Origin of the sequence: Wenxinia saemankumensis (assembly GCF_900141735.1) — a bacterium.
Lineage (GTDB): Bacteria > Pseudomonadota > Alphaproteobacteria > Rhodobacterales > Rhodobacteraceae > Wenxinia > Wenxinia saemankumensis.
This window is the reverse complement of record NZ_FQYO01000003.1, coordinates 439,855-457,964: the sequence shown is the minus strand read 5'-3', so window position 1 is coordinate 457,964 and position 18,110 is coordinate 439,855. Positions and strand designations below refer to the sequence as shown.

24 protein-coding genes are annotated in these 18,110 nt (G+C 72.2%); 17 read left to right on the top strand and 7 right to left on the bottom strand.

Going from position 1 to position 18,110, the window contains the following annotated elements; all coding sequences use genetic code 11:
- The first annotated feature begins 42 nt into the window (after positions 1-42).
- Positions 43-414, top strand: a complete 372-nt coding sequence (locus BUE30_RS09845; protein WP_073329433.1) for a VOC family protein — start codon at positions 43-45, stop codon at positions 412-414.
- Positions 415-638: 224 nt separating this feature from the next.
- Here the strand turns inward: BUE30_RS09845 and rnhA are convergent, their stop codons facing one another.
- From rnhA to BUE30_RS09830, 3 genes are all read right to left on the bottom strand, one after another.
- Positions 639-1,097 (bottom strand): ribonuclease HI, encoded by a 459-nt coding sequence (gene rnhA / locus BUE30_RS09840; RefSeq protein WP_073329431.1) that lies wholly within the window; start codon positions 1,095-1,097, stop codon positions 639-641.
- A 67-nt stretch (positions 1,098-1,164) separates the two neighbouring features.
- Positions 1,165-1,623, bottom strand: a complete 459-nt coding sequence (locus BUE30_RS09835; RefSeq protein WP_073329428.1) for a DUF3429 domain-containing protein — start codon at positions 1,621-1,623, stop codon at positions 1,165-1,167.
- A complete protein-coding gene (locus BUE30_RS09830) occupies positions 1,620-2,231 on the bottom strand; it encodes a LysE family translocator (protein ID WP_073329425.1) in 612 nt (203 codons plus the stop codon). The genes BUE30_RS09835 and BUE30_RS09830 overlap by 4 nt, the downstream gene beginning before the upstream one ends.
- 159 nt (positions 2,232-2,390) lie before the next feature.
- On the opposite strand from BUE30_RS09830, the gene BUE30_RS09825 reads away from it, so the two are divergent.
- Entirely contained in the window at positions 2,391-2,930 is a 540-nt protein-coding gene (locus tag BUE30_RS09825; protein WP_083601318.1) for a cupin domain-containing protein, read from the top strand.
- Positions 2,931-2,936: 6 nt separating this feature from the next.
- On the opposite strand, the gene ispH is transcribed toward BUE30_RS09825, so the two are convergent.
- The 3 genes from ispH to BUE30_RS09810 form a co-directional block, all read right to left on the bottom strand.
- Positions 2,937-3,887 (bottom strand): 4-hydroxy-3-methylbut-2-enyl diphosphate reductase, encoded by a 951-nt coding sequence (gene ispH, locus BUE30_RS09820; RefSeq protein WP_073329422.1) that lies wholly within the window; start codon positions 3,885-3,887, stop codon positions 2,937-2,939.
- A gap of 67 nt (positions 3,888-3,954) precedes the next feature.
- On the bottom strand, positions 3,955-4,707 hold the full coding sequence (locus BUE30_RS09815) for a helix-turn-helix transcriptional regulator (protein ID WP_073329419.1): 753 nt from the start codon (positions 4,705-4,707) through the stop codon (positions 3,955-3,957).
- A 176-nt stretch (positions 4,708-4,883) separates the two neighbouring features.
- A complete protein-coding gene (locus BUE30_RS09810) occupies positions 4,884-5,471 on the bottom strand; it encodes a LabA-like NYN domain-containing protein (protein WP_073329416.1) in 588 nt (195 codons plus the stop codon).
- 168 nt (positions 5,472-5,639) lie between these two features.
- On the opposite strand from BUE30_RS09810, the gene folK reads away from it, so the two are divergent.
- The 15 genes from folK (at position 5,640) to BUE30_RS09735 (ending at position 17,503) form a co-directional block, all read left to right on the top strand.
- Positions 5,640-6,197 carry a 2-amino-4-hydroxy-6-hydroxymethyldihydropteridine diphosphokinase gene (gene folK / locus BUE30_RS09805; RefSeq protein WP_244526325.1) on the top strand — a complete coding sequence of 186 codons (558 nt, stop codon included), beginning with the start codon at positions 5,640-5,642 and terminating at the stop codon, positions 6,195-6,197.
- Between the two features lie 125 nt (positions 6,198-6,322).
- Entirely contained in the window at positions 6,323-6,676 is a 354-nt protein-coding gene (rpoZ, locus tag BUE30_RS09800) for a DNA-directed RNA polymerase subunit omega (RefSeq protein WP_073329410.1), read from the top strand.
- Between the two features lie 199 nt (positions 6,677-6,875).
- Positions 6,876-9,131: a RelA/SpoT family protein gene (locus tag BUE30_RS09795; RefSeq protein ID WP_083601314.1), complete on the top strand. Its 2,256-nt coding sequence runs from the start codon at positions 6,876-6,878 to the stop codon at positions 9,129-9,131.
- Positions 9,132-9,153: 22 nt separating this feature from the next.
- Positions 9,154-9,852, top strand: a complete 699-nt coding sequence (locus BUE30_RS09790; RefSeq protein ID WP_073329407.1) for a DUF2062 domain-containing protein — start codon at positions 9,154-9,156, stop codon at positions 9,850-9,852.
- Positions 9,853-9,890: 38 nt separating this feature from the next.
- On the top strand, positions 9,891-10,640 hold the full coding sequence (locus tag BUE30_RS09785; RefSeq protein ID WP_073329404.1) for a pyridoxine 5'-phosphate synthase: 750 nt from the start codon (positions 9,891-9,893) through the stop codon (positions 10,638-10,640).
- Positions 10,637-10,945 (top strand): Dabb family protein, encoded by a 309-nt coding sequence (locus BUE30_RS09780; protein WP_073329401.1) that lies wholly within the window; start codon positions 10,637-10,639, stop codon positions 10,943-10,945. The genes BUE30_RS09785 and BUE30_RS09780 overlap by 4 nt, the downstream gene beginning before the upstream one ends.
- On the top strand, positions 10,942-11,382 hold the full coding sequence (locus BUE30_RS09775; RefSeq protein WP_073329398.1) for a hypothetical protein: 441 nt from the start codon (positions 10,942-10,944) through the stop codon (positions 11,380-11,382). Before BUE30_RS09780 ends, BUE30_RS09775 begins: the two co-directional genes overlap by 4 nt.
- 6 nt (positions 11,383-11,388) lie before the next feature.
- Positions 11,389-11,820 carry a holo-ACP synthase gene (acpS, locus tag BUE30_RS09770; RefSeq protein ID WP_073329396.1) on the top strand — a complete coding sequence of 144 codons (432 nt, stop codon included), beginning with the start codon at positions 11,389-11,391 and terminating at the stop codon, positions 11,818-11,820.
- Positions 11,821-11,866: 46 nt separating this feature from the next.
- On the top strand, positions 11,867-13,171 hold the full coding sequence (locus BUE30_RS09765; protein ID WP_073329394.1) for an MFS transporter: 1,305 nt from the start codon (positions 11,867-11,869) through the stop codon (positions 13,169-13,171).
- 2 nt (positions 13,172-13,173) lie between these two features.
- The gene (lepB, locus tag BUE30_RS09760) at positions 13,174-14,046 is read left to right on the top strand and encodes a signal peptidase I (protein ID WP_073329391.1); all 873 of its coding nucleotides are present in this window, start codon (positions 13,174-13,176) and stop codon (positions 14,044-14,046) included.
- Positions 14,043-15,083 (top strand): signal peptidase I, encoded by a 1,041-nt coding sequence (lepB, locus tag BUE30_RS09755; protein WP_073329388.1) that lies wholly within the window; start codon positions 14,043-14,045, stop codon positions 15,081-15,083. The genes lepB (BUE30_RS09760) and lepB (BUE30_RS09755) overlap by 4 nt, the downstream gene beginning before the upstream one ends.
- Positions 15,080-15,760 carry a ribonuclease III gene (gene rnc / locus BUE30_RS09750; RefSeq protein ID WP_073329385.1) on the top strand — a complete coding sequence of 227 codons (681 nt, stop codon included), beginning with the start codon at positions 15,080-15,082 and terminating at the stop codon, positions 15,758-15,760. The genes lepB (BUE30_RS09755) and rnc overlap by 4 nt, the downstream gene beginning before the upstream one ends.
- Complete coding sequence (locus tag BUE30_RS09745) at positions 15,757-16,257, top strand: GNAT family N-acetyltransferase (protein ID WP_083601311.1); 501 nt, start codon at positions 15,757-15,759, stop codon at positions 16,255-16,257. The genes rnc and BUE30_RS09745 overlap by 4 nt, the downstream gene beginning before the upstream one ends.
- 3 nt (positions 16,258-16,260) lie before the next feature.
- Entirely contained in the window at positions 16,261-17,163 is a 903-nt protein-coding gene (gene era, locus BUE30_RS09740; RefSeq protein WP_073329382.1) for a GTPase Era, read from the top strand.
- A 10-nt stretch (positions 17,164-17,173) separates the two neighbouring features.
- Complete coding sequence (locus BUE30_RS09735) at positions 17,174-17,503, top strand: DUF1491 family protein (RefSeq protein ID WP_073329379.1); 330 nt, start codon at positions 17,174-17,176, stop codon at positions 17,501-17,503.
- On the opposite strand, the gene BUE30_RS09730 is transcribed toward BUE30_RS09735, so the two are convergent.
- A complete protein-coding gene (locus tag BUE30_RS09730) occupies positions 17,500-18,075 on the bottom strand; it encodes a COG4315 family predicted lipoprotein (protein ID WP_073329376.1) in 576 nt (191 codons plus the stop codon). The genes BUE30_RS09735 and BUE30_RS09730 overlap by 4 nt on opposite strands.
- Positions 18,076-18,110: the final 35 nt, after the last annotated feature.

The window sequence follows — 18,110 nt, the reverse complement described above, 5'->3', positions numbered from 1 at the left end:
CTGCCGCGCGGTTCGGTGGGCCGGACCATCAGGGAGGGGACCATGACGCATCGCAGCCGAATCGGAGTCGTCTGCATCGATTGCCGCACGGAGGATCTGGGCGAGGCGCGCGCCTTCTGGTCCGGACTGCTCGGCGTGGAGGGCGAGACGGATCCGGACGGGAAATACGTCGCCTTCGAAGGGCTGGCCGGCCCCCGGGTGCTGCTGCAGGCAGTCGATCACGCGCCGCGGGTGCATCTCGACATCGAGACCGACGACCAGGAGGCGGAATGTGCCCGGCTCACGGCGCTCGGCGCGACGGAGGTGGCGCGGGTGAAGCGCTGGATCGTGATGGAGGCGCCGACCGGGCACCGGTTCTGCCTGGTGCGTCCGCAGGGCGACGACTTTCCGGGGGAGGCGGCGGCATTCGACTGAAGCGCGGCCCGCGGAGGCACCGGTGCGCCGGACGATCCTGCCAGGCACGCCGCGGATCGGAGTGTCGCCGGCCCGGCCGCGTTGGGGGTGTCCATCGGTGATCCCGACCGGAGGCCGAATACGGCATCCCGATCGTCAGTTCGGCCCCGGACGAGCTGAGCCGCACCATCCCGGCAGGAAGGATGGATGGAGCCGTCCCGGGCGGCGCCCTCCGGGAGGCGAGCCTAGCGGCGGGTCTTGAACGGCGCCATCCCGGCGCGGGCCAGCTCGTCGGCCCGCTCGTTCTCGGCGTGGCCGGCATGGCCCTTGATCCATTTCCAGGTCACGCGGTGGCGGGCGGCGGCCTCTTCCAGCCGCTGCCAGAGCTCGACGTTCTTGACCGGCTTGCCGGCGGCGGTCTTCCAGCCGCGGCGCTTCCAGCCGGGAATCCATTCGGTGATGCCGCCCTTCACGTAGGCGCTGTCGGTGACGACGGTCAGCGTCGAGGAACGTTCCAGCGCCTCGAGCGCCGAGATGGCGGCCATCAGTTCCATCCGGTTGTTGGTCGTCGCCGCCTCGCCGCCCTTCAGCTCGCGCTCGCGCAGGACGGTCTCGCCGTCCTTCGCCAGCAGCAGCGCGCCCCAGCCGCCGGGGCCGGGATTCCCGGAACAGGCGCCGTCCGTATAGGCGAAGAGGTCGGGCATGGGCGTCTCTCGGATCGGGTCTCGGGACGCCCTGATGCGGCATCGGGGCGCGGGCGTCCAGTGCCCCTCAGCCCCCCATCAGCGCCACCGGCGCGAGGCAGAGCGCGACGCCGGCCGTCAGGATCACCCGCAGCGTCATCCACCAGGGCGGCGCGAGGCCCCAGCCGGAGAAGGCGGCGTCGAGCGCCAGCAGACCGGCGAAGCCCGCGATCAGGTTCACCGCCGCCGAGACCGGCCCGCCCCCCACCATGAAGAAGGCCCAGAGCGCCGGGATCACCGACAGCGCGTAGCCCGCGGCGGCGCGCGCGCCCTCCGCCTTCGTGGCGAAACCCCAGAGCACGCCGGACATGAAGGCGAGGATCACCTGTCCGTAGGAGAGGCCGACATAGGGGCCGGTGAACCGCCCGCCCAGGATCTCCAGCGACCAGAGGCCGATCTGGGGGGCGAGCGTGGTCAGCGCCCCCCAGGCGAAGGGGATCAGCCCGGCGAGACCGAGCAGCAGCGGGGCGAGGGGAATGCGGGTCATGCCCGTTCCGTCGCCAGGCGCCCGGCCAGCGCCGCCATCACCCCCGCGACCGACCGGCCGAGCCAGGCCATCGCGCGGGGGCTGGAGAGGACGCGGGCGCGCAGACGTGCGGCGAAGAGGCCGTAGAGCGCGAAGACCGCGAAGGTCATCGCCATGAAGATGCCGCCGAGCCCCGCCATCTCGGCCGAGGCGCGGGCGGGATCGCCCGAGAGGAAGGGCGGCAGCAGGGCGAGGAAGAACACTGTCAGCTTGGGGTTCAGCACGTTGATCAGCGCCCCCCGCGCCGCGATCCCGGGGCCGGAGCGGCGCGCCGCGTCCGGCCGGATCGCGAGCGCGCCCGAACCGCGCAGGGCCCCCCAGCCGAGCCACAGCAGATAGGCGATCCCCGCCCATTTCACGACCCCGAAGGCGAGCGCGGAAGCGTGCAGGATCGCCGACAGACCGAGGATCGCGGCTGCAAGCGCCGGCATGATCCCGAGGGTGCAGCCGAACGCGGCCCAGAGCGCGGCGCGTCGTCCCTGCCCCAGCGCGACGGCGAGCGTGTAGACGACCCCCGTCCCGGGGACGAGCACGACGACGAGGGCGGTGAGCAGGAAGTGCGGGGACATGGGCGGCTCCGGGGGGGTGCCGGCTCACCCTGCGCGGCGGCGCGGACCCGGTCAACCGGCGCGAATCCGACCTCGCCGCGTCGCGGGCGGTGCGGCGCCGCGGGCCCGTCCGGGTTACGTGGGGGCGAGCGGATGACGGACGGCAGAGGGCCTACCCTGATGAGCGACGCGGCACGGATCGACACGGTGCAGATCGGGACCGGGCAGATCGGGACCGGGCAGATCGGCACGGCCCCGCCCGCGAACGCCGGGATCGCTCCGGCGCCGGTGCCGGACGCCGCCTCGCTGATGCAGGCGCTGCCGGCGGCGATGGCCTGCATCGCCAATGCCGATCACCTGCCGCTCGAAGGGGGCGAGGATCCCGCCTTCGGTTCCGTCCGCTGGCGCACGCTCTTCTCGGCCGACCGGACTCCGACGGCGGATTTCGTCCTCGGCGTCGCGGAATTCGGTCCGGCCGGCACGCTCGCGGCGCATCGGCACGACCCGGCGGAATTCTATTTCGGGCTGTCGGGGTCGGGGATTGTCACGATCGACGGTATCCCGCATGCGATCGGCCCCGGGATCGCGCTCTTCGTTCCCGCCGGGGCCGAACATGCGACCCTGGCCGGCGGGGACGGGCTGCGCTTTCTCTACGGCTTCGCGCGCGACCGCTTCTCGGACGTGGTCTACAGGTTCAGCGCGCCGCCGGAGGCGGGGTGAACGGCTTCACGCCGGCTCGCGCAGGATCCGGGGAACCTTGAACTCCACCCGCTCGACGGCGGTTTCCACCAGCCGCGTCTCGACCTCGTAGCGGGCGCGGAAGGCGTCGATCACCTCGTCGATCAGCACTTCGGGGGCCGAGGCGCCGGCCGTCAGGCCGATCGACCGCACCCCTTCGAGCGCGCGCCAGTCGATGTCCCCGGCCCGCTGGACGAGCTGGGCATAGGGGCAGCCGGCCTTGCGCGCGACCTCGACCAGCCGCTTGGAATTGGACGAGTTCGGCGCGCCGACGACGAGCAGCGCGTCGCAGTCGGGGGCCATCGCCTTGACCGCGCCCTGCCGGTTGGTCGTGGCGTAGCAGATGTCCTCCTTGTGCGGCCCCTCGATGGCGGGGAACCGCGCGCGGAGCGCCTCGACCACGTCGGCCGTGTCGTCCACCGACAGGGTCGTCTGCGTCACGAAGGCGAGCCGCCCGGGATCGCGCACGTCCAGCGTCGCCACGTCGGCGGGCGTCTCGACCAGCAGCACTTCGCCCGGGGGCAGCTGGCCCATCGTGCCGATCGTCTCGGGATGGCCGGCATGGCCGATCATCACCAGCTGGCGCCCCTCCTCGGCATGGCGGGCCGCCTCGATATGGACCTTGCTCACCAGCGGGCAGGTCGCGTCGACGGCGATCATCTCGCGCCGCGCCGCCTCGGCCGGGACCGCCTTCGGCACGCCGTGGGCCGAGAACACGACCGGACGGTCGCCCGGGCATTCCTCCAGCTCCTCGACGAAGACGGCGCCCTTGGCGCGCAGATCGTCGACGACGTACCTGTTGTGGACGATCTCGTGCCGGACATAGACCGGCGCGCCCCATTTCTGCAGGGCCAGCTCGACGATCTTGATGGCCCGGTCGACACCGGCGCAGAAGCCCCGGGGGGCGGCGAGATGGATCGTGAGGGGAGGCAGGGTCATGCCCCCGAGGTAGGCGAGCCGGGCCGCGCCGTCCAGCCCGGGGCCGCCCTGCGCGGCCGCGCAGCGGTCACGGCTGGCGGAGCAGGTTGACCAGCTCGATCCGGTTCGACACGCCGAGCTTGCGGTAGAGGCTCTTGACGTAGTCGTTCACCGTATGGACCGAGAGGCCGCAATCGCGCGCGCAATCCTTGCGGCTGAGGCCCCTCGCCAGAAGGATCGCCAGCTCGCGCTCGCGCGGGCTGAGCGCGGCGAGCGCGGAGGGGGTGGAGGGGGGCCGAGAAGGGTCCGGCCTCTGCCCGGCGCCCAGCTCCTCCAGCCGGCGATGCGCGACGAGGGCAATCAGCCGGACCGATTCGGGGGGCGCGGGCCAGGCCGCCTCGAACGCCGCGCGGCCGAGATCGCAACCGACGTTGAAGCCGCCGTAGCGCGTCGACTCGGCCAGCCGCACCGGGACGGCGAAGCCGCTCGTGAAGCCGGTCCGCGCCGCGCGGCGGATGAAGTCGCGCGCCGCGGCGGGGAGGTAGTCGTAGTCTTGCAGGTAGGCGGGGCCGGTGCGGGTGATTTCGTAGCTGTGACAGCACCATTCGAGGAACGGGTCCTGCGCGGGGTCCACGCCGTCGTAGAGCTCGGGGATGTTGGTCAGCGTCGCCACGTCGCGCCGCCCCCGATCCGCGGTGATGTAGATCACCTTGGGAAATCCGGCGGCGGCGAACGCGCCCAGCGTCGCCTCCCATGCGGTTTCGGCGTCCGGGGCGGTGTCGATCGCCGCGGCGCCGATCGGCTCTGGCTGCTGGACCGGCACCCTGCCCCCCCCCGACATGGGGGATAGGCCCCCGTTCGGGCGGCAGGTTAAACATCTGGCGTTGAAGAGGAAGGCCCGGGGCACCCTGCCCCCGGCACGAAATTCTTTTTGCATCACCTGCCGCGGCGCGACGACCCACGTCGCGCCGCAATTCCGTGCGGGGTGCCGGCGCGCGATCCCGTGCGGGGCAGGCCTCAGCTCTCGCGCGAAGCGGGCTCGGTGACCGCGCCCTCGCCGCGCTCGACGCGCGGCTCGCGCGGGGGCCGGCCGATCACGTCGCGCAGCTCCTCGAGCTCGATGAAGTTGTCGGCCTGCCGGCGCAGCTCGTCCGCGATCAGCGGCGGCTGGCTGCGGATCGTCGACACGACCGAGACCCGCACGCCCTTGCGCTGCAGCGCCTCGACCAGCGGCCGGTAGTCGCCGTCGCCCGAGAAGATGACGATGTGATCGACATGGGGCGCGGTCTCGAGCGCGTCGACCGTCAGCTCGATGTCCATGTTGCCCTTGATCTTGCGCCGGCCCTGGCTGTCGGTGAACTCCTTGGCCGGTTTCGTCACCATGGTGAAACCGTTGTAGTGCAACCAGTCGACCAGCGGGCGAATCGGCGAATACTCGTCGTTCTCCAGCAGGGCGGTGTAGTAGAAGGCGCGCAGCAGCTTGCCCCGGCGCATGAATTCCTGCCGAAGAAGCTTGTAGTCGATGTCGAATCCGAGCGATTTGGCCGCGGCGTACAGGTTGGAGCCGTCGATGAAGAGCGCCAAGCGCTCATCGCGGTAGAACATTCAAATATCCTTCCCGGCGGGACCTGCCGGACCATGGGCATGATAAGGTGTGACGGAGTTACGCCAAGCCCCGCCTAATATCGGGATCGTCTCATGACGCAAGATGGCCGACAAGGGAGTCACCCGACGTCGCGGAAGGACCCGGATCACAAGGTCGAAAGACGCGCCGTGATCGCGCTCGGCAGCAACATGGGCACGCCCGACCGCCCCGGCACCGCCATCCTGCGGGACGCGCTCGGCCGCCTCTCGGCGCGCGCGGGCGGGCCGGTCCGGCAGAGCGCGCTGTGGCGCACGCCGGCCTACCCGGCCGGGATCGGGCCCGACTTCCTGAACGCGGTCGTGGCGCTGCCGACCCGCCTCGGCGCGCGGGCGCTGCTGGACGCGCTGCACCGGATCGAGGCGGAGGAGGGCCGGGTCCGCAAGGCCCGCTGGGGGCCGCGCCCGCTGGACCTCGACCTGATCGCGCTGGACGACGCCGTCCACCCGGACGCCGCGACCCTGCGGCACTGGATCGACCTTCCCGTAGAGCGGCAGGCGACGGACTGGCCCGACCGCCTGCTGCTGCCGCATCCGCGCCTGCAGGACCGCGCCTTCGTCCTCATACCGATGGCCGAGGTCGCCCCCGACTGGCGGCATCCGCTGACCGGTCTGGATGTCGACGGGATGATCGCGGCCCTTCCCCCGGACGCGGCGGCGGGGATGGCGCGGCTGGACCCGGCGCCCTGACGGCCGGTGGCCCGGCCCCGCGCCGGCCAGCCCCCCGCGACCCGGAACCCGCTTGTCAAGGCGCAACTGGGCTCTTATGTGGGGGGCTTCGTTCCGCACAGAATTCCCAGGCCGGAGGCTTCCGCATGGCCCGCGTCACCGTCGAAGATTGCGTCGACAAGGTCCCGAACCGCTTCGAACTCGTCCTGCTCGCCGCGCACCGCGCCCGCGAGATCGCGTCCGGCGGTCCGATCACCGTCGCCCGCGACAACGACAAGAACCCGGTCGTCGCCCTGCGCGAGATCGCCGACGAGACGCAGCAGGCCGACGACCTGCGCGAGCGCATGATCGAGGCGCACCAGACCCAGATCGAGGTCGACGAGCCCGAAGAGGACCAGATGGCCCTCATGATGGGCGCGGAAGCGGACAAGCCCGCCAAGGACGACATGTCCGAGGAGACGCTGCTGCGCCAGATCATGGAAGCGCAGAACCAGCGCTGAACCACGCCCGGGGGAGGCTGAGCACCGAATGCCGCGCCCGCCCGCCAGGGACGATCTTCCGCCCGCCATCCCGCCGGATGGCGGGCGGTCCTCGTCCGGGACCCCGGCCCGCCGCGGCAAGGGCACCGCGCCGCGCGGCCGCGCCCGGACCGGGGGGAAAGGCGACCGGACCGGCCCCGGCACGGGTCCGGAGACTGACATGAGGGCAGGCTCCGAGGCTGGCTCCGATACTGGCTCCGATACTGGCCCCGAGACGGCTTCCGAGGCCCGCCCCGGGACCGATACTGGCGGAGCGGCCGCCGCCCCACCGCCCCCGACCGGCACGCCGGACGCGCTGATCGCGCAGGTCAAGACCTACAATCCCCGCACGAACGAGACGCTGCTGCGCGACGCCTGGACCTTCGGCGCCGGGATGCATGACGGCCAGTTCCGCCGCTCGGGCGAGCCCTACTTCACCCATCCCGCCGCGGTGGCGATGATCCTCGCCCGGCAGCAGATGGACGACGGCACCATCGTCACCGCCCTGCTGCACGACACGATCGAGGACACCAAGGCCACCTTCGCCGAGGTCGAACGGCGTTTCGGCGCCGAGATCGCGGGCCTCGTCGATGGCGTGACCAAGCTGACGAACCTGCAGCTCACCTCGACCGAGACCAAGCAGGCCGAGAACTTCCGCAAGCTCTTCATGGCGACCAGCCGCGACCTGCGGGTCACGCTGGTCAAGCTGGCCGACCGGCTGCACAACATGCGCACGATCTCGTCCATGGCGCCCGAGAAGCAGCGCCAGAAAGCGCGCGAGACGATGGACATCTACGCCCCCCTCGCCGGGCGGATGGGCATGCAGTGGATGCGCGAGGAGCTGGAGGACCTGTCCTTCAAGGTCCTGAACCGCGAGGCGCGCGGCTCGATCATGCGCCGCTTCGTCGTGCTGCGGCGCGAGAGCGGCGACGTGATCGAGCGCATCACCCACGACATGGAGACCGAGCTCGCCCGCGCCGGGATCGCGGCCGAGATCAAGGGCCGCACGAAGAAGCCCTATTCCGTCTGGCGCAAGATGCAGGAGAAGGGCCAGGGCTTCTCGCGCTTGTCGGACATCTACGGCTTCCGCGTGATCTGCGCGAGCGAGGAGGATTGCTACCGCATCCTCGGCGTCATCCACCGCCGCTGGAAGGCCGTTCCCGACCGGTTCAAGGACTATATCAGCCAGCCCAAGTCGAACGGCTACCGCTCGATCCACACGACCGTCTCGGGGCGCGACGGCAAGCGGGTGGAGGTGCAGATCCGCACGCAGGAGATGCACGAGGTGGCCGAGACCGGGGTCGCCGCCCACTGGTCCTACCGCGACGGCGAGCGGGTCGAGAACCGCTTCGCCGTGGACCCGGTGCGCTGGATCGCCTCGATGACCGAGCGCTTCGACGAGGACCAGGATCACGGCGAGTTCCTCGAGGCGGTCAAGCTCGAGATGTACACCGACCAGGTGTTCTGCTTCACGCCCAAGGGCGACGTGATCAAGCTGCCCAGGGGCGCGACGCCCCTCGACTTCGCCTTCGCCATCCACACTCGGATCGGCATGGCCTGCGTGGGCGCCAAGGTGGACGGGCTGCGCGTGCCGCTCTGGACCCGGCTCAAGAACGGACAGTCGGTCGAGATCATCACCGCCGAGGGCCAGACGCCGCAGGCCACCTGGGTCGACATCGCCGTCACCGGCCGGGCCAAGACCGCGATCCGCCGCGCCCTGCGCGAGGAGGACCGCGAGCGCTTCGTCAAGCTGGGCCGCGAGCTCGCCCGGGTCGGATTCGAGAACGTGGGCAAGCGCGCGACGGACAAGGCGCTCGGCCTCGCCGCGCGGACGCTGGGGCTCGAGGACGCGACCGAGCTGCTCGCCCGGCTGGGCGCGGCCGAGCTGACCAGCCGCGACGTGGTGCGCGCCCTCTATCCCGAGCTCGCCGGCCGCCAGGGAGAGACGGTCGACGCGGCCCGCGCCGTCGTCGGCCTCGAGGACGGGCAGAGCTTCCGCCGCGCCCGCTGCTGCCAGCCGGTCCCGGGCGAGCGGATCATCGGCATCGCCTTCCGCGGGCAGGGCGTCGTCGTCCACGCGATCGACTGCGCCGCCCTCGCCGAATACGAGGACCAGACCGAGCGCTGGGTCGACCTGCGCTGGCAGGACGGCCGGCACCGCGCGGTGAACACCGTGACGCTCGACCTGACCATCACCAACAGCGCCGGCGTGCTGGGGCGGATCTGCACCCTGATCGGCGAGCAGGGCGCGAACATCGCCGATCTCCATTTCATCGACCGCAAGCCGGACTACTATCGCCTGATGATCGATACCGAGCTCGCGGACGTGGAACACCTGCACCGCGTCACCACCGCGCTGGAGGCGGACAGCAACGTCTCCTCCCTCGACCGGCTGAGGGATCCGGCGCTGGCCGGGCTCACCATGGCGGGCTTCTGACGGGCGGAACGGGGGGCGATCCGTGGTCTTCAAGCGCAGGGACAGGCGCTCCCCCGGGCGGGCCGTGCTCGAGGTGGTCTATCCGCGCGGCGGCTGGCGGCGCGCCTTCGACTACGTCAAGCACCGGATCCGCCGCCTGCCCGACACGCCCGAGAAGATCGGCCGCGGCATCTGGGCCGGCGTCTTCGCCGCCTGGACGCCGTTCTACGGCTTCCACTTCATCGTCGCGGCGCTGCTGGCCAAGGTGCTGCGCGGCAACATCCTCGCCGCGCTCCTGGGCACCTTCGCCGGGAACCCGCTGACCTACGTTCCGATCGGCGTCATCGCGCTGGGCACCGGGCACGCGATCCTCGGCCGGCCGCCGGGCAGCGATCCCGGGCGCGGCCTCGGCGCCGATTTCGCCGGGGCGGGGCGCGACCTGTGGCACAATCTCGGCGCCGCCTTCGGGCCCGAGCAGGCCCATTGGGGCCGGCTCGCGCAGTTCTACCACGACGTCTTCCTGCCCTATCTCGTGGGCGGCATCCTGCCCGGCATCGTCGCCTCGACCGTCGCCTATTACGTCACCGTCCCGCTCATCGCCGCCTACCAGAACCGCCGGCGCAAGCTGCTGCGGGCCAAGCTGGGCCGGCTGACCCCCCGCGAGGGCGGGGCGGCGGGCCGCGACACCGCCACCGGGGCAGAGGCAAAGACGGGGCCTGACACCGGGCCGGACCGGCGCTAGGGTCCGCGCCACCCACCCGAGGAGAGGCGCGAGACCGCATGGACAGGCTGAGACTGGGCGTGAACATCGACCACGTGGCGACCGTGCGGAACGCGCGGGGCGGCGCCGTGCCCGACCCGGTGCGCGCGGCGAAGCTGGCCGAGGAGGCGGGCGCCGACGGCATCACCGCCCACCTGCGCGAGGACCGGCGCCACATCTCTGACGACGACATCGCCCGCCTGATGGACGCGCTCTCCCTGCCCCTGAACCTCGAGATGGCGGCCACGGACGAGATGCAGGCCATCGCGCTGCGCCACCGTCCGCACGCGGTCTGCCTCGTCCCCGAAAAGCGCGAGGAACGCACGACCGAGGGCGGGCTCAACGTCGCGCAGGACGAGAACCGCCTCGCCCAGTTCATCGCGCCGCTGCGCGAGACCGGCAGCCGGGTCTCGCTCTTCATCGCCGCCGACCGCCCGCAGGTCGAGGCCGCGGCCCGGATCGGCGCCGCCGTGGTCGAGCTGCATACCGGCGGCTATTGCGACGCCTTCGCCGAGGGGCGCACGGAGGCGGCGGAGGCCGAGCTGGCGCGCCTGCGCGAGATGGCCGCCTTCGCCCATTCGCTGGGACTCGAGGTGCATGCCGGGCACGGCCTCACCTATGACAGCGTCGGTCCCGTCGCCGCCTTCCCCGAGGTGGCCGAACTGAACATCGGACATTTCCTGATCGGAGAGGCGATCTTCACCGGCCTGCCCGAGGCCATCGCCGAGATGCGCCGCCGGATGGACGCGGCGCGGGGGGCGGGCGCATGATCCGGCACCTCGTCTGCCTGCGGCCCACGGACGAGGAGGCCGCCCGCGCCCTGCCCCGGATCCTCGCCGATCTCGGCGCGCTGACGGGCGAGATCGAGGGGTTCGTCGCCTTCGCGGGCGGACCGAACATCGACGCCGAGGGCCTCTCGCCGGGAATCACCCATCTCTTCAGCTGCGACTTCGCGGACCGCGCCGCGCTGGACCGCTACGCCGCCGATCCCCGTCACCGCGCGCTCGGCGCGCGCCTGGTGGAGGCCTGCGGCCCCGGCGGCATCACCGTCTACGACATGGAGATCGCCCCATGAGGATCGCCGCCGCCGTCGCGCTCGCATGGCTCGCCTCTCCCGCCGCGGCGCAGGTGATCCGCGATTGCGACAGCCATATCGCCAATGCCCGCAACCTCGCCCTGCCCTATGACGAGGCGACGCGGATGTTCGCCAACGGCGACATCACCCTGATCTCGCTGCTGCTGGACGAGCCGGCCTGCTGCGGGGCGCACCTCATGGTGCTCTATCCCGATCCCGAGGATCCGTTCACCGCCTGCGCGCTGGTGACGACGAAGGACGAGCTCGGCTGGTCGAACCTCGACCTGCCGGGCACGGAGGGCGCCTACGATCCGGCGACCGGTCTCACCCTCGACGTGCCGGCCCGCCGCTGGGACGGGAGCGATTTCGCGCCCTTCACCCTGTCGGTGATTGTGAACCAGCAGACCGGCGTGGTCCGGGCCACCGCGCCCGACTGACCGGCCATGATCCTCGGCATCGGCACGGACCTGTGCAACATCGAGCGGATCGAGCGCACGCTGGAGAGGTTCGGCGACCGCTTCCGCAACCGCGTCTTCACCGAGATCGAGCAGGCCAAGGCCGAGCGGCGCGCCGACACGCCCGGCACCTATGCCAAGCGCTGGGCTGCGAAGGAGGCGTGTTCCAAGGCGCTGGGCACCGGTCTGCGCATGGGCATCGCCTGGAAGGACATGGCCGTGAGCAACCTGCGGACGGGACAGCCCGTCATGCATGTCACCGGCTGGGCCGCCGACCGGCTGGCCGCGATGACCCCGCCGGGTCATGAGGCGATCATCCATGTCACGCTCACCGACGACCATCCCTGGGCGCAGGCCTTCGTCGTGATCGAGGCGCGACCGCTGGAGTCTCACGGTCCCGTGACCTCGCGTCCCGCTTGACCGAAGCCACCGCGCGGCATTCGGTCGCGCCGCGAGGGAGGTTCACATGGCAAGACGCACCCTGCCCGGCGGGCCCGAGTTCCGCCGCCTCGTCGCGGCGCAGATCCCGGCGGACTTCGCGGACTGGCTCGACTTCGTCGCCGTGGGCGCCCTCCTCGCCTTCGTGTGGGAGGCGCCGCCGATCGCCTATGCCTGGCTCGGCGTGGCGATGGGCCTGCCCGGCGCCACGATCGGGCTGCTCGCCGGGGCGCTGATCGACCGCTGGCCGCTGCGCCGCACGCTGGTGGGCGCGAATCTGGGCCGGGCGGCGGGAACGGCGCTGCTGATCGTCGCGCCGGGCTGGGAATGGCTGATCGCGGCGCTGGTGCTGAAGTTCACCGCCGACGCCTTCTTCACCCCGGCCAAGCAGACCGCCCTGCGCCGGCTGGTGCCGGAGGACGAGATCGTGGCGGCGAACGCGCTGTCCCGCGCGGTGAACCAGGCGTCGAAGATCGCCGGGCCCGCGCTCGGCGGGGCGCTGCTCGTCCTGCTGGCGCCGCAGCAGGTCTTCGCGCTGAACGCCGCGATCTCGATCCTCGCGGCGCTGCTTCTCCTGCGGCTGCCGCCCCTGCCCCGCCTCCCGGCGGAGGGGGGCCATCCGTCGACCATCCTCGCCGATCTGCGGGCCGGCCTCGCCTTTGCGGGGCGCACGCCCCTCGTCCGGGGCTGCCTCCTCCTGATCGGCTGCGGCTTCTTCGGGATGTTCGTCTACGACACGTTCTGGCCGCCCCTGGTGCGCGAGCTGACGCTCGAGGCGACGGATCTCGGCTGGTTCCTGGCCTCGGTCGGGCTCGGCGGCGTGCTGGCGAGCGGGGCGATGATCCGCGCCCCCGGCGGCGCGGCCGCGCTGCGCCTCGCCGGGGCCACCCTGATCGGGAACGCGGTGCTGATCGGCGCGCTCGGCCTCGCCGCCGGTGCGGGGGTCGCGGTGCCGCGCCCCCTCGTCCTCGCCCTCGCCTTCCTGCTGGGCGCCTCCTCCTCCGTGGCGCTGGTCGCCCTGCCGGGGGTGCTCCAGCAGGCGACGCCGCCGGCGATGATGGGCCGGACCGCCGCGCTGATGGAGGCGGTGGCCGCCCTCGCCGTGGGGGTCGCGCCATTCACCGGCGCCCTCCTGGCGGAGACGCTCGGCATCGGGGCGCCCTTCGTCGCCGGGGCGGCGCTCGCGGTGGGGGTCGGCTGCGGCGCGATCGTCCTGTCGCGGCGTGCCCGTGCGGCGGCGCTCGCGGGCACGTCGCTTGACACGGACCCGCCCTCAACCCATGAAACCGCGCGACCACAGGCACGCCCGTACGAGGCGGCCCGGAAGGAGTGACGATGTCCGAGGAGAAATCCGGCGTTCTGGCGAGCGTCGTCGAGACGGTGAAGACCATCGTCTACGCGCTGCTGATCGCGGGGCTCTTCCGGACGCTGTTCTTCCAGCCCTTCTGGATCCCGTCGGGCTCGATGAAGGACACGCTGCTGATCGGCGACTTCCTCTTCGTCAACAAGATGGCCTACGGCTATTCCTACGCCTCCTGCCCCTCGATCCGCGTCGCGGCGCTGGGGATCGACATCGGCGCCGACGATTTCTGCGGCTTCCTGCAATCGGATCCCGACGGTCCCGAGGCCGAGCCCGGCGGCAGCCGCATCTTCGGCTCGATGCCCGAGAGGGGCGACGTCGTCGTGTTCCGCCGCCAGGTCGACGGGATCGACCTGATCAAGCGCGTGGTCGGCCTGCCCGGCGACCGGATCCAGATGGTCGACGGCGTGCTGAACATCAACGGCGAGCCGGTCCAGCTCGAGGAGGCGGGCCAGTTCGTCGAGGCCTACCTCCCGCAGGGGCCGCAGCGGCAGATGCCGAACTGCATCAGCCGCCCCGCGCCCGGCGGGGATTGCGTGTCGGACCGCTACATCGAGACGCTGCCGAACGGCGCCAGCCACGCCGTGCTCGACACCGGGCCGGAGGTGAACGGCGCCGACGATACCGGCATCTACACCGTGCCCGAGGGGCATCTGTTCATGATGGGCGACAACCGCGACCATTCCGCCGACAGCCGCTTTCCCGCCGGGCCCCGCTCGGGCGCGGGCTACGTCCCGCTCGAGGATGTGGTGGGCCGGGCCGACCGGGTGATCTTCTCCTCCGCCGGCGCGTCGATGCTCGCCTTCTGGACCTGGCGCTCCGACCGGTTCTTCCACCGGATCGAGTGAGGGACGCCGCCGCCACCTTCCTGGCGCGGGCGCTGCATTTCCTCGCCGACGGTTTCGACTGGGCGGGCCGGTCGCACAGGGCGCCCTTCGTCCTCGCCTGGGCGATCTTCGCCGCCCTGCTGCTGCCCGTGCTGGCCCGGCCGGACCTGCTGTCCGGCGGCTGGCGGTGGCTGGTGGTCCCGGCGCTGGCGCTCTGGCTCTTTCCTCTCGTCGGCCATTCGGTCCGCCGGGCGCATGACATCGGCCGCTCGGGCTGGTTCGTCTGGCTGCTCGCCGTGCCGCTGATGGGGGCGCTGCTCGTGCTCTACGCCGCGACGCGCCGCCCGGTGACGCGGCCGCGCACCGGATCCTCCCTCGGCGCGCTGGGGCCGGTCCTGGTGGGGGCGATGGTCCTCGTCGTGCTGGCCCGTACGATCTGGGTCCCGCTGTCTGTGGTGACCGGCGACATGAAGCCGGCCCTGCTGGTCGGGGACGTGGCGCTGATGCGGCGGACGGACGCCCCCCTGCACGGCGAGGTGGTCGCGATCCGCCGCGCGGACGGCACGCTGGGCGTCCGCCGCGTGATCGGCCTGCCGGGCGACCGCGTCGCGCTGATGGACGGCCGGATCGAGATCGGCGGCGTGCCGGCCGCCTACGCCCCTGCCGGCTTCTTCACCGAGCGGCTGGAGAGGCAGGGGCCGCGCGGGCTCGTCCCGCGCTGCGCGGGCGGCGCCGTCGGTTTCGGCGGCCAATGCGCGAAGCGGGCCTGGACCGAGACGCTGCCCGGCGGCGCGGCGCAGGTCGTTCTCGACATCGCGCCCCGTCCGACGGACAATATGGACCCGATCGACGTGCCGGAGGGGCGATATTTCGTGCTGGGCGACAACCGCGACAATTCCTCGGACAGCCGCGTCGCCGCCGCGGCGGGCGGGCTCGGCCTCGTCGATCGCGCCGCCATCGAGGGGCGCGTGACCGGGGTGCTGATGTCCTATGCGGGGCGGGCCTGGTGGCAGGTCTGGACCTGGCGCTGGGGCCGGATGCTGGAGGGCGTGGAATGACCCTCTCGGCCGATGCCCGCGCCTTCATGGCCCGACTCGGGCACGAGTTCGGCGATTCCTCCCTGCTGAGCCAGGCGCTGACCCATGGCTCGGCCGCCTCGCCGACGCGGCGCGACAACGAGCGGCTGGAATTCCTCGGCGACCGGGTGCTGGGCCTGACCATGGCCGAGGCGCTGCTGGGCGCCGATGCCGAGGCGGCCGAGGGGCAGATCGCACCGCGCTACAACGCCCTCGTCCGGCGCGAGACCTGCGCCGACGTCGCGCGCGAGATCGACCTCGGCGCGGCGCTGCGGCTCGGCCGGTCCGAGCGGATGTCGGGCGGCCGCCGCAAGGAGGCGCTGCTGGCCGACGCGATGGAGGCGGTGATCGGAGCGGTCTATCTCGATGCCGGCTTCGACGAGGCACGAGCGCTGGTCCTGCGGCTCTGGGGCGGGCGCGTCGGGTCGGTCGCCGAGGATGCGCGCGACGCCAAGACCGCGCTGCAGGAATGGGCACAGGCCCGGGGCGAGCCGCCCCCCGCCTATGTCGAGACCGCGCGCGAGGGCCCGCCGCACAAGCCCGTCTTCACGATCGAGGTCCGGACCGCCGGCGGCCGCACGGCCAGCGCCACGGCCGGGTCCAAGCGCGCGGCCGAGCAGGAGGCGGCCAGGCGCCTGATGGCGGAGGTCGCGCCGTGAGCGTGGCGATCACGGACGAGCGTCCGGCCGACGCGGCCGCGATCCGCGCCCTGGTCGAGTCGGCCTTCGCCGGGGCGCCCTATGCCAGCGGCAACGAGGGGCGGATCGTCGACGGGCTGCGCGCGGACGGGGACATGACCTTCTCGCTCGTCGCGGTGCAGGACGGGGTCGTCGTCGGCCACCTCGCCGCCTCGCCCGCGCGGGTCGGCACCGCGCCCGGCTGGCTGGCGATCGGGCCGCTCGCCGTCGCGCCGGCCCTCCAGCGGCAAGGCATCGGATCGCGCCTGCTCGAGGCGGCCCTGCAGCGGGCGACGCGGGCCGGCGCTCCGGGCCTCGTCCTCGTCGGCGATCCGGGATATTATGGGCGCTTCGGGTTCGCCGCGGCGCCCGGCCTGACCTATCGCGCCACCGACGCGCACCACATCCTGCGCCGCACCCTCGCGGGGCCGGCCGCCACCGGCGAGATCCGCTTCGCCCCCGCCCTTCAAGGAGCCTGAGACATGACCCGCGCCGGCTTCGCCGCCCTGATCGGAGAGCCCAACGCGGGCAAGTCGACGCTGCTGAACCGCATGGTCGGGGCCAAGGTCTCGATCGTGACGCACAAGGTGCAGACGACGCGCGCCCGGATCCGGGGCGTGGCCGTTCACGGCGAGGCGCAGATCGTCTTCGTCGACACGCCCGGCCTCTTCGCGCCGAAACGGCGGCTCGACCGGGCGATGGTCGCCGCCGCCTGGGGCGGGGTGGCCGATGCCGACGTGGTCTGCCTGCTGATCGAGGCGCATCGCGGTCTGACGGACGGGGTCGGCGCGATCCTGTCGACCCTGCCCGAGAAGGTCGGCCGCACGCCTGTCGCGCTGGTCATCAACAAGATCGACAAGGTGAAGGCCGAGACGCTGCTCGCCCTGTCGCAGGATCTGAACGCGCGTTTCCCCTTTGCCGGGACCTTCATGATCTCGGCCGAGAAGGGCTACGGGACCGAGGACCTGATGGGCTGGCTGGCGGACCGGATGCCGGAGAGCCCCTTCCTCTACCCCGAGGACCAGCTCGCCGACCTGCCACTGCGGATGATCGCGGCCGAGATGACGCGCGAGAAGCTGACGCTCCGCCTGCACCAGGAGCTTCCCTACGAGCTGACGGTCGAGACGGAAGGCTGGGAGGAGCGGCAGGACGGCTCCGCCCGGGTCGACCAGGTGGTCTACGTCGCGCGCGACGGCCACAAGGGGATCGTGCTCGGCAAGGGGGGCGAGACGATCAAGCAGGTCAGCCGCGCCGCCCGCGAGGAACTGGCCGAATTCCTCGGCCGCAAGGTCCACCTCTTCCTCACGGTGAAGGTCCGCCCGAACTGGCTGGAGGAGAGCGAGCGCTATTCCGAGATGGGCCTCGATTTCCGCGACGGGGGCTGAGGGCGCGCCGATGGCCCGTCTGGCGGCGCATGTCTGGGTCGGCGCCTACCTCGCCCGACTGCGGGCCGAGGCGATTCCGGCCTTCGTCGTGGCCCGGGGCGACGACACCGCCGGATCGGTGCTGGTTCGCGTCTCGACGCTGGACGGGCGCGGGACGATCTACCAGCGCCGCTTCGACCTGATGACGGGCGCGCGGCGCTGGGACGTGCTCGAGGACGGGTCCGACGGCGATCTCGACGCCGCCGTGTCGCGGCAGCGCCGGACCGATCCCGATCTCTGGGTGATCGAGGTGGAGGACCGGGCCGGCCGCCACCTTCTCGACCAGCCGGGGCTGGACTAGCCGTCCGTCCCCCTCTCGAACTCGCCGTCGACCGGGGTCGCGCTCTCGGGCGCGTCGATCAGCGGATCGTTCAGCGCCGGATCGCCCGGGTCGGGGGCGATGCCCGCGTCGATCTGCGCACCGGTCGGGTCCAGCAGATACCACCAGCCGCCATAGCTGTGATTGCCCTGCCCCTTGGGTGATTCGCCCACCGCGTCCAGCTCGAAGTAGAAGAGCGGCTGGCTGTCGTAGACCAGCACCTCGGTCCCCTGCCAGTCGAGCGACGCGACCAGCGCGGGGTCGAGATCCTCGCTCACGCTCGGATCGCCATGGGCGGGGACGAGCGGCCAGTCCACCTGGCACACCTCGTTGCAGCTCTCGAGCGGCTGCTGCCCGTCGCCCGCGCGCTCGTTCGTCTCGAACGTGTAGACCGGGCGGCCGTCGCCATCGGCGATGATCGGGCCGTAATCGCTGTCGATCACCATCAGGTCGACGAGGTCGGCGGAGGGGTCGGTCTGTGCCTGCGCGGCCCCGGCGAGCGCGAGGGCGGACGTGGCGGCGGCGAAGGCGAGCGGAAGGAGGGGACGTGTCATGTCGGGGAACCTCGGATCGGGTCTGTCCACCGTCA

Coding starts and splice junctions, on each gene's coding strand:
- BUE30_RS09845 (WP_073329433.1), top strand. CDS start 43: ATGACGCATCGCAGCCGAATCGGAGTCGTCTGCATCGATTGCCGCACG.
- rnhA (WP_073329431.1), bottom strand. CDS start 1,097: ATGCCCGACCTCTTCGCCTATACGGACGGCGCCTGTTCCGGGAATCCC.
- BUE30_RS09835 (WP_073329428.1), bottom strand. CDS start 1,623: ATGACCCGCATTCCCCTCGCCCCGCTGCTGCTCGGTCTCGCCGGGCTG.
- BUE30_RS09830 (WP_073329425.1), bottom strand. CDS start 2,231: ATGTCCCCGCACTTCCTGCTCACCGCCCTCGTCGTCGTGCTCGTCCCC.
- BUE30_RS09825 (WP_083601318.1), top strand. CDS start 2,391: ATGAGCGACGCGGCACGGATCGACACGGTGCAGATCGGGACCGGGCAG.
- ispH (WP_073329422.1), bottom strand. CDS start 3,887: ATGACCCTGCCTCCCCTCACGATCCATCTCGCCGCCCCCCGGGGCTTC.
- BUE30_RS09815 (WP_073329419.1), bottom strand. CDS start 4,707: ATGTCGGGGGGGGGCAGGGTGCCGGTCCAGCAGCCAGAGCCGATCGGC.
- BUE30_RS09810 (WP_073329416.1), bottom strand. CDS start 5,471: ATGTTCTACCGCGATGAGCGCTTGGCGCTCTTCATCGACGGCTCCAAC.
- rpoZ (WP_073329410.1), top strand. CDS start 6,323: ATGGCCCGCGTCACCGTCGAAGATTGCGTCGACAAGGTCCCGAACCGC.
- BUE30_RS09795 (WP_083601314.1), top strand. CDS start 6,876: ATGAGGGCAGGCTCCGAGGCTGGCTCCGATACTGGCTCCGATACTGGC.
- BUE30_RS09785 (WP_073329404.1), top strand. CDS start 9,891: ATGGACAGGCTGAGACTGGGCGTGAACATCGACCACGTGGCGACCGTG.
- BUE30_RS09780 (WP_073329401.1), top strand. CDS start 10,637: ATGATCCGGCACCTCGTCTGCCTGCGGCCCACGGACGAGGAGGCCGCC.
- BUE30_RS09775 (WP_073329398.1), top strand. CDS start 10,942: ATGAGGATCGCCGCCGCCGTCGCGCTCGCATGGCTCGCCTCTCCCGCC.
- acpS (WP_073329396.1), top strand. CDS start 11,389: ATGATCCTCGGCATCGGCACGGACCTGTGCAACATCGAGCGGATCGAG.
- BUE30_RS09765 (WP_073329394.1), top strand. CDS start 11,867: ATGGCAAGACGCACCCTGCCCGGCGGGCCCGAGTTCCGCCGCCTCGTC.
- lepB (WP_073329391.1), top strand. CDS start 13,174: ATGTCCGAGGAGAAATCCGGCGTTCTGGCGAGCGTCGTCGAGACGGTG.
- rnc (WP_073329385.1), top strand. CDS start 15,080: ATGACCCTCTCGGCCGATGCCCGCGCCTTCATGGCCCGACTCGGGCAC.
- era (WP_073329382.1), top strand. CDS start 16,261: ATGACCCGCGCCGGCTTCGCCGCCCTGATCGGAGAGCCCAACGCGGGC.
- BUE30_RS09735 (WP_073329379.1), top strand. CDS start 17,174: ATGGCCCGTCTGGCGGCGCATGTCTGGGTCGGCGCCTACCTCGCCCGA.
- BUE30_RS09730 (WP_073329376.1), bottom strand. CDS start 18,075: ATGACACGTCCCCTCCTTCCGCTCGCCTTCGCCGCCGCCACGTCCGCC.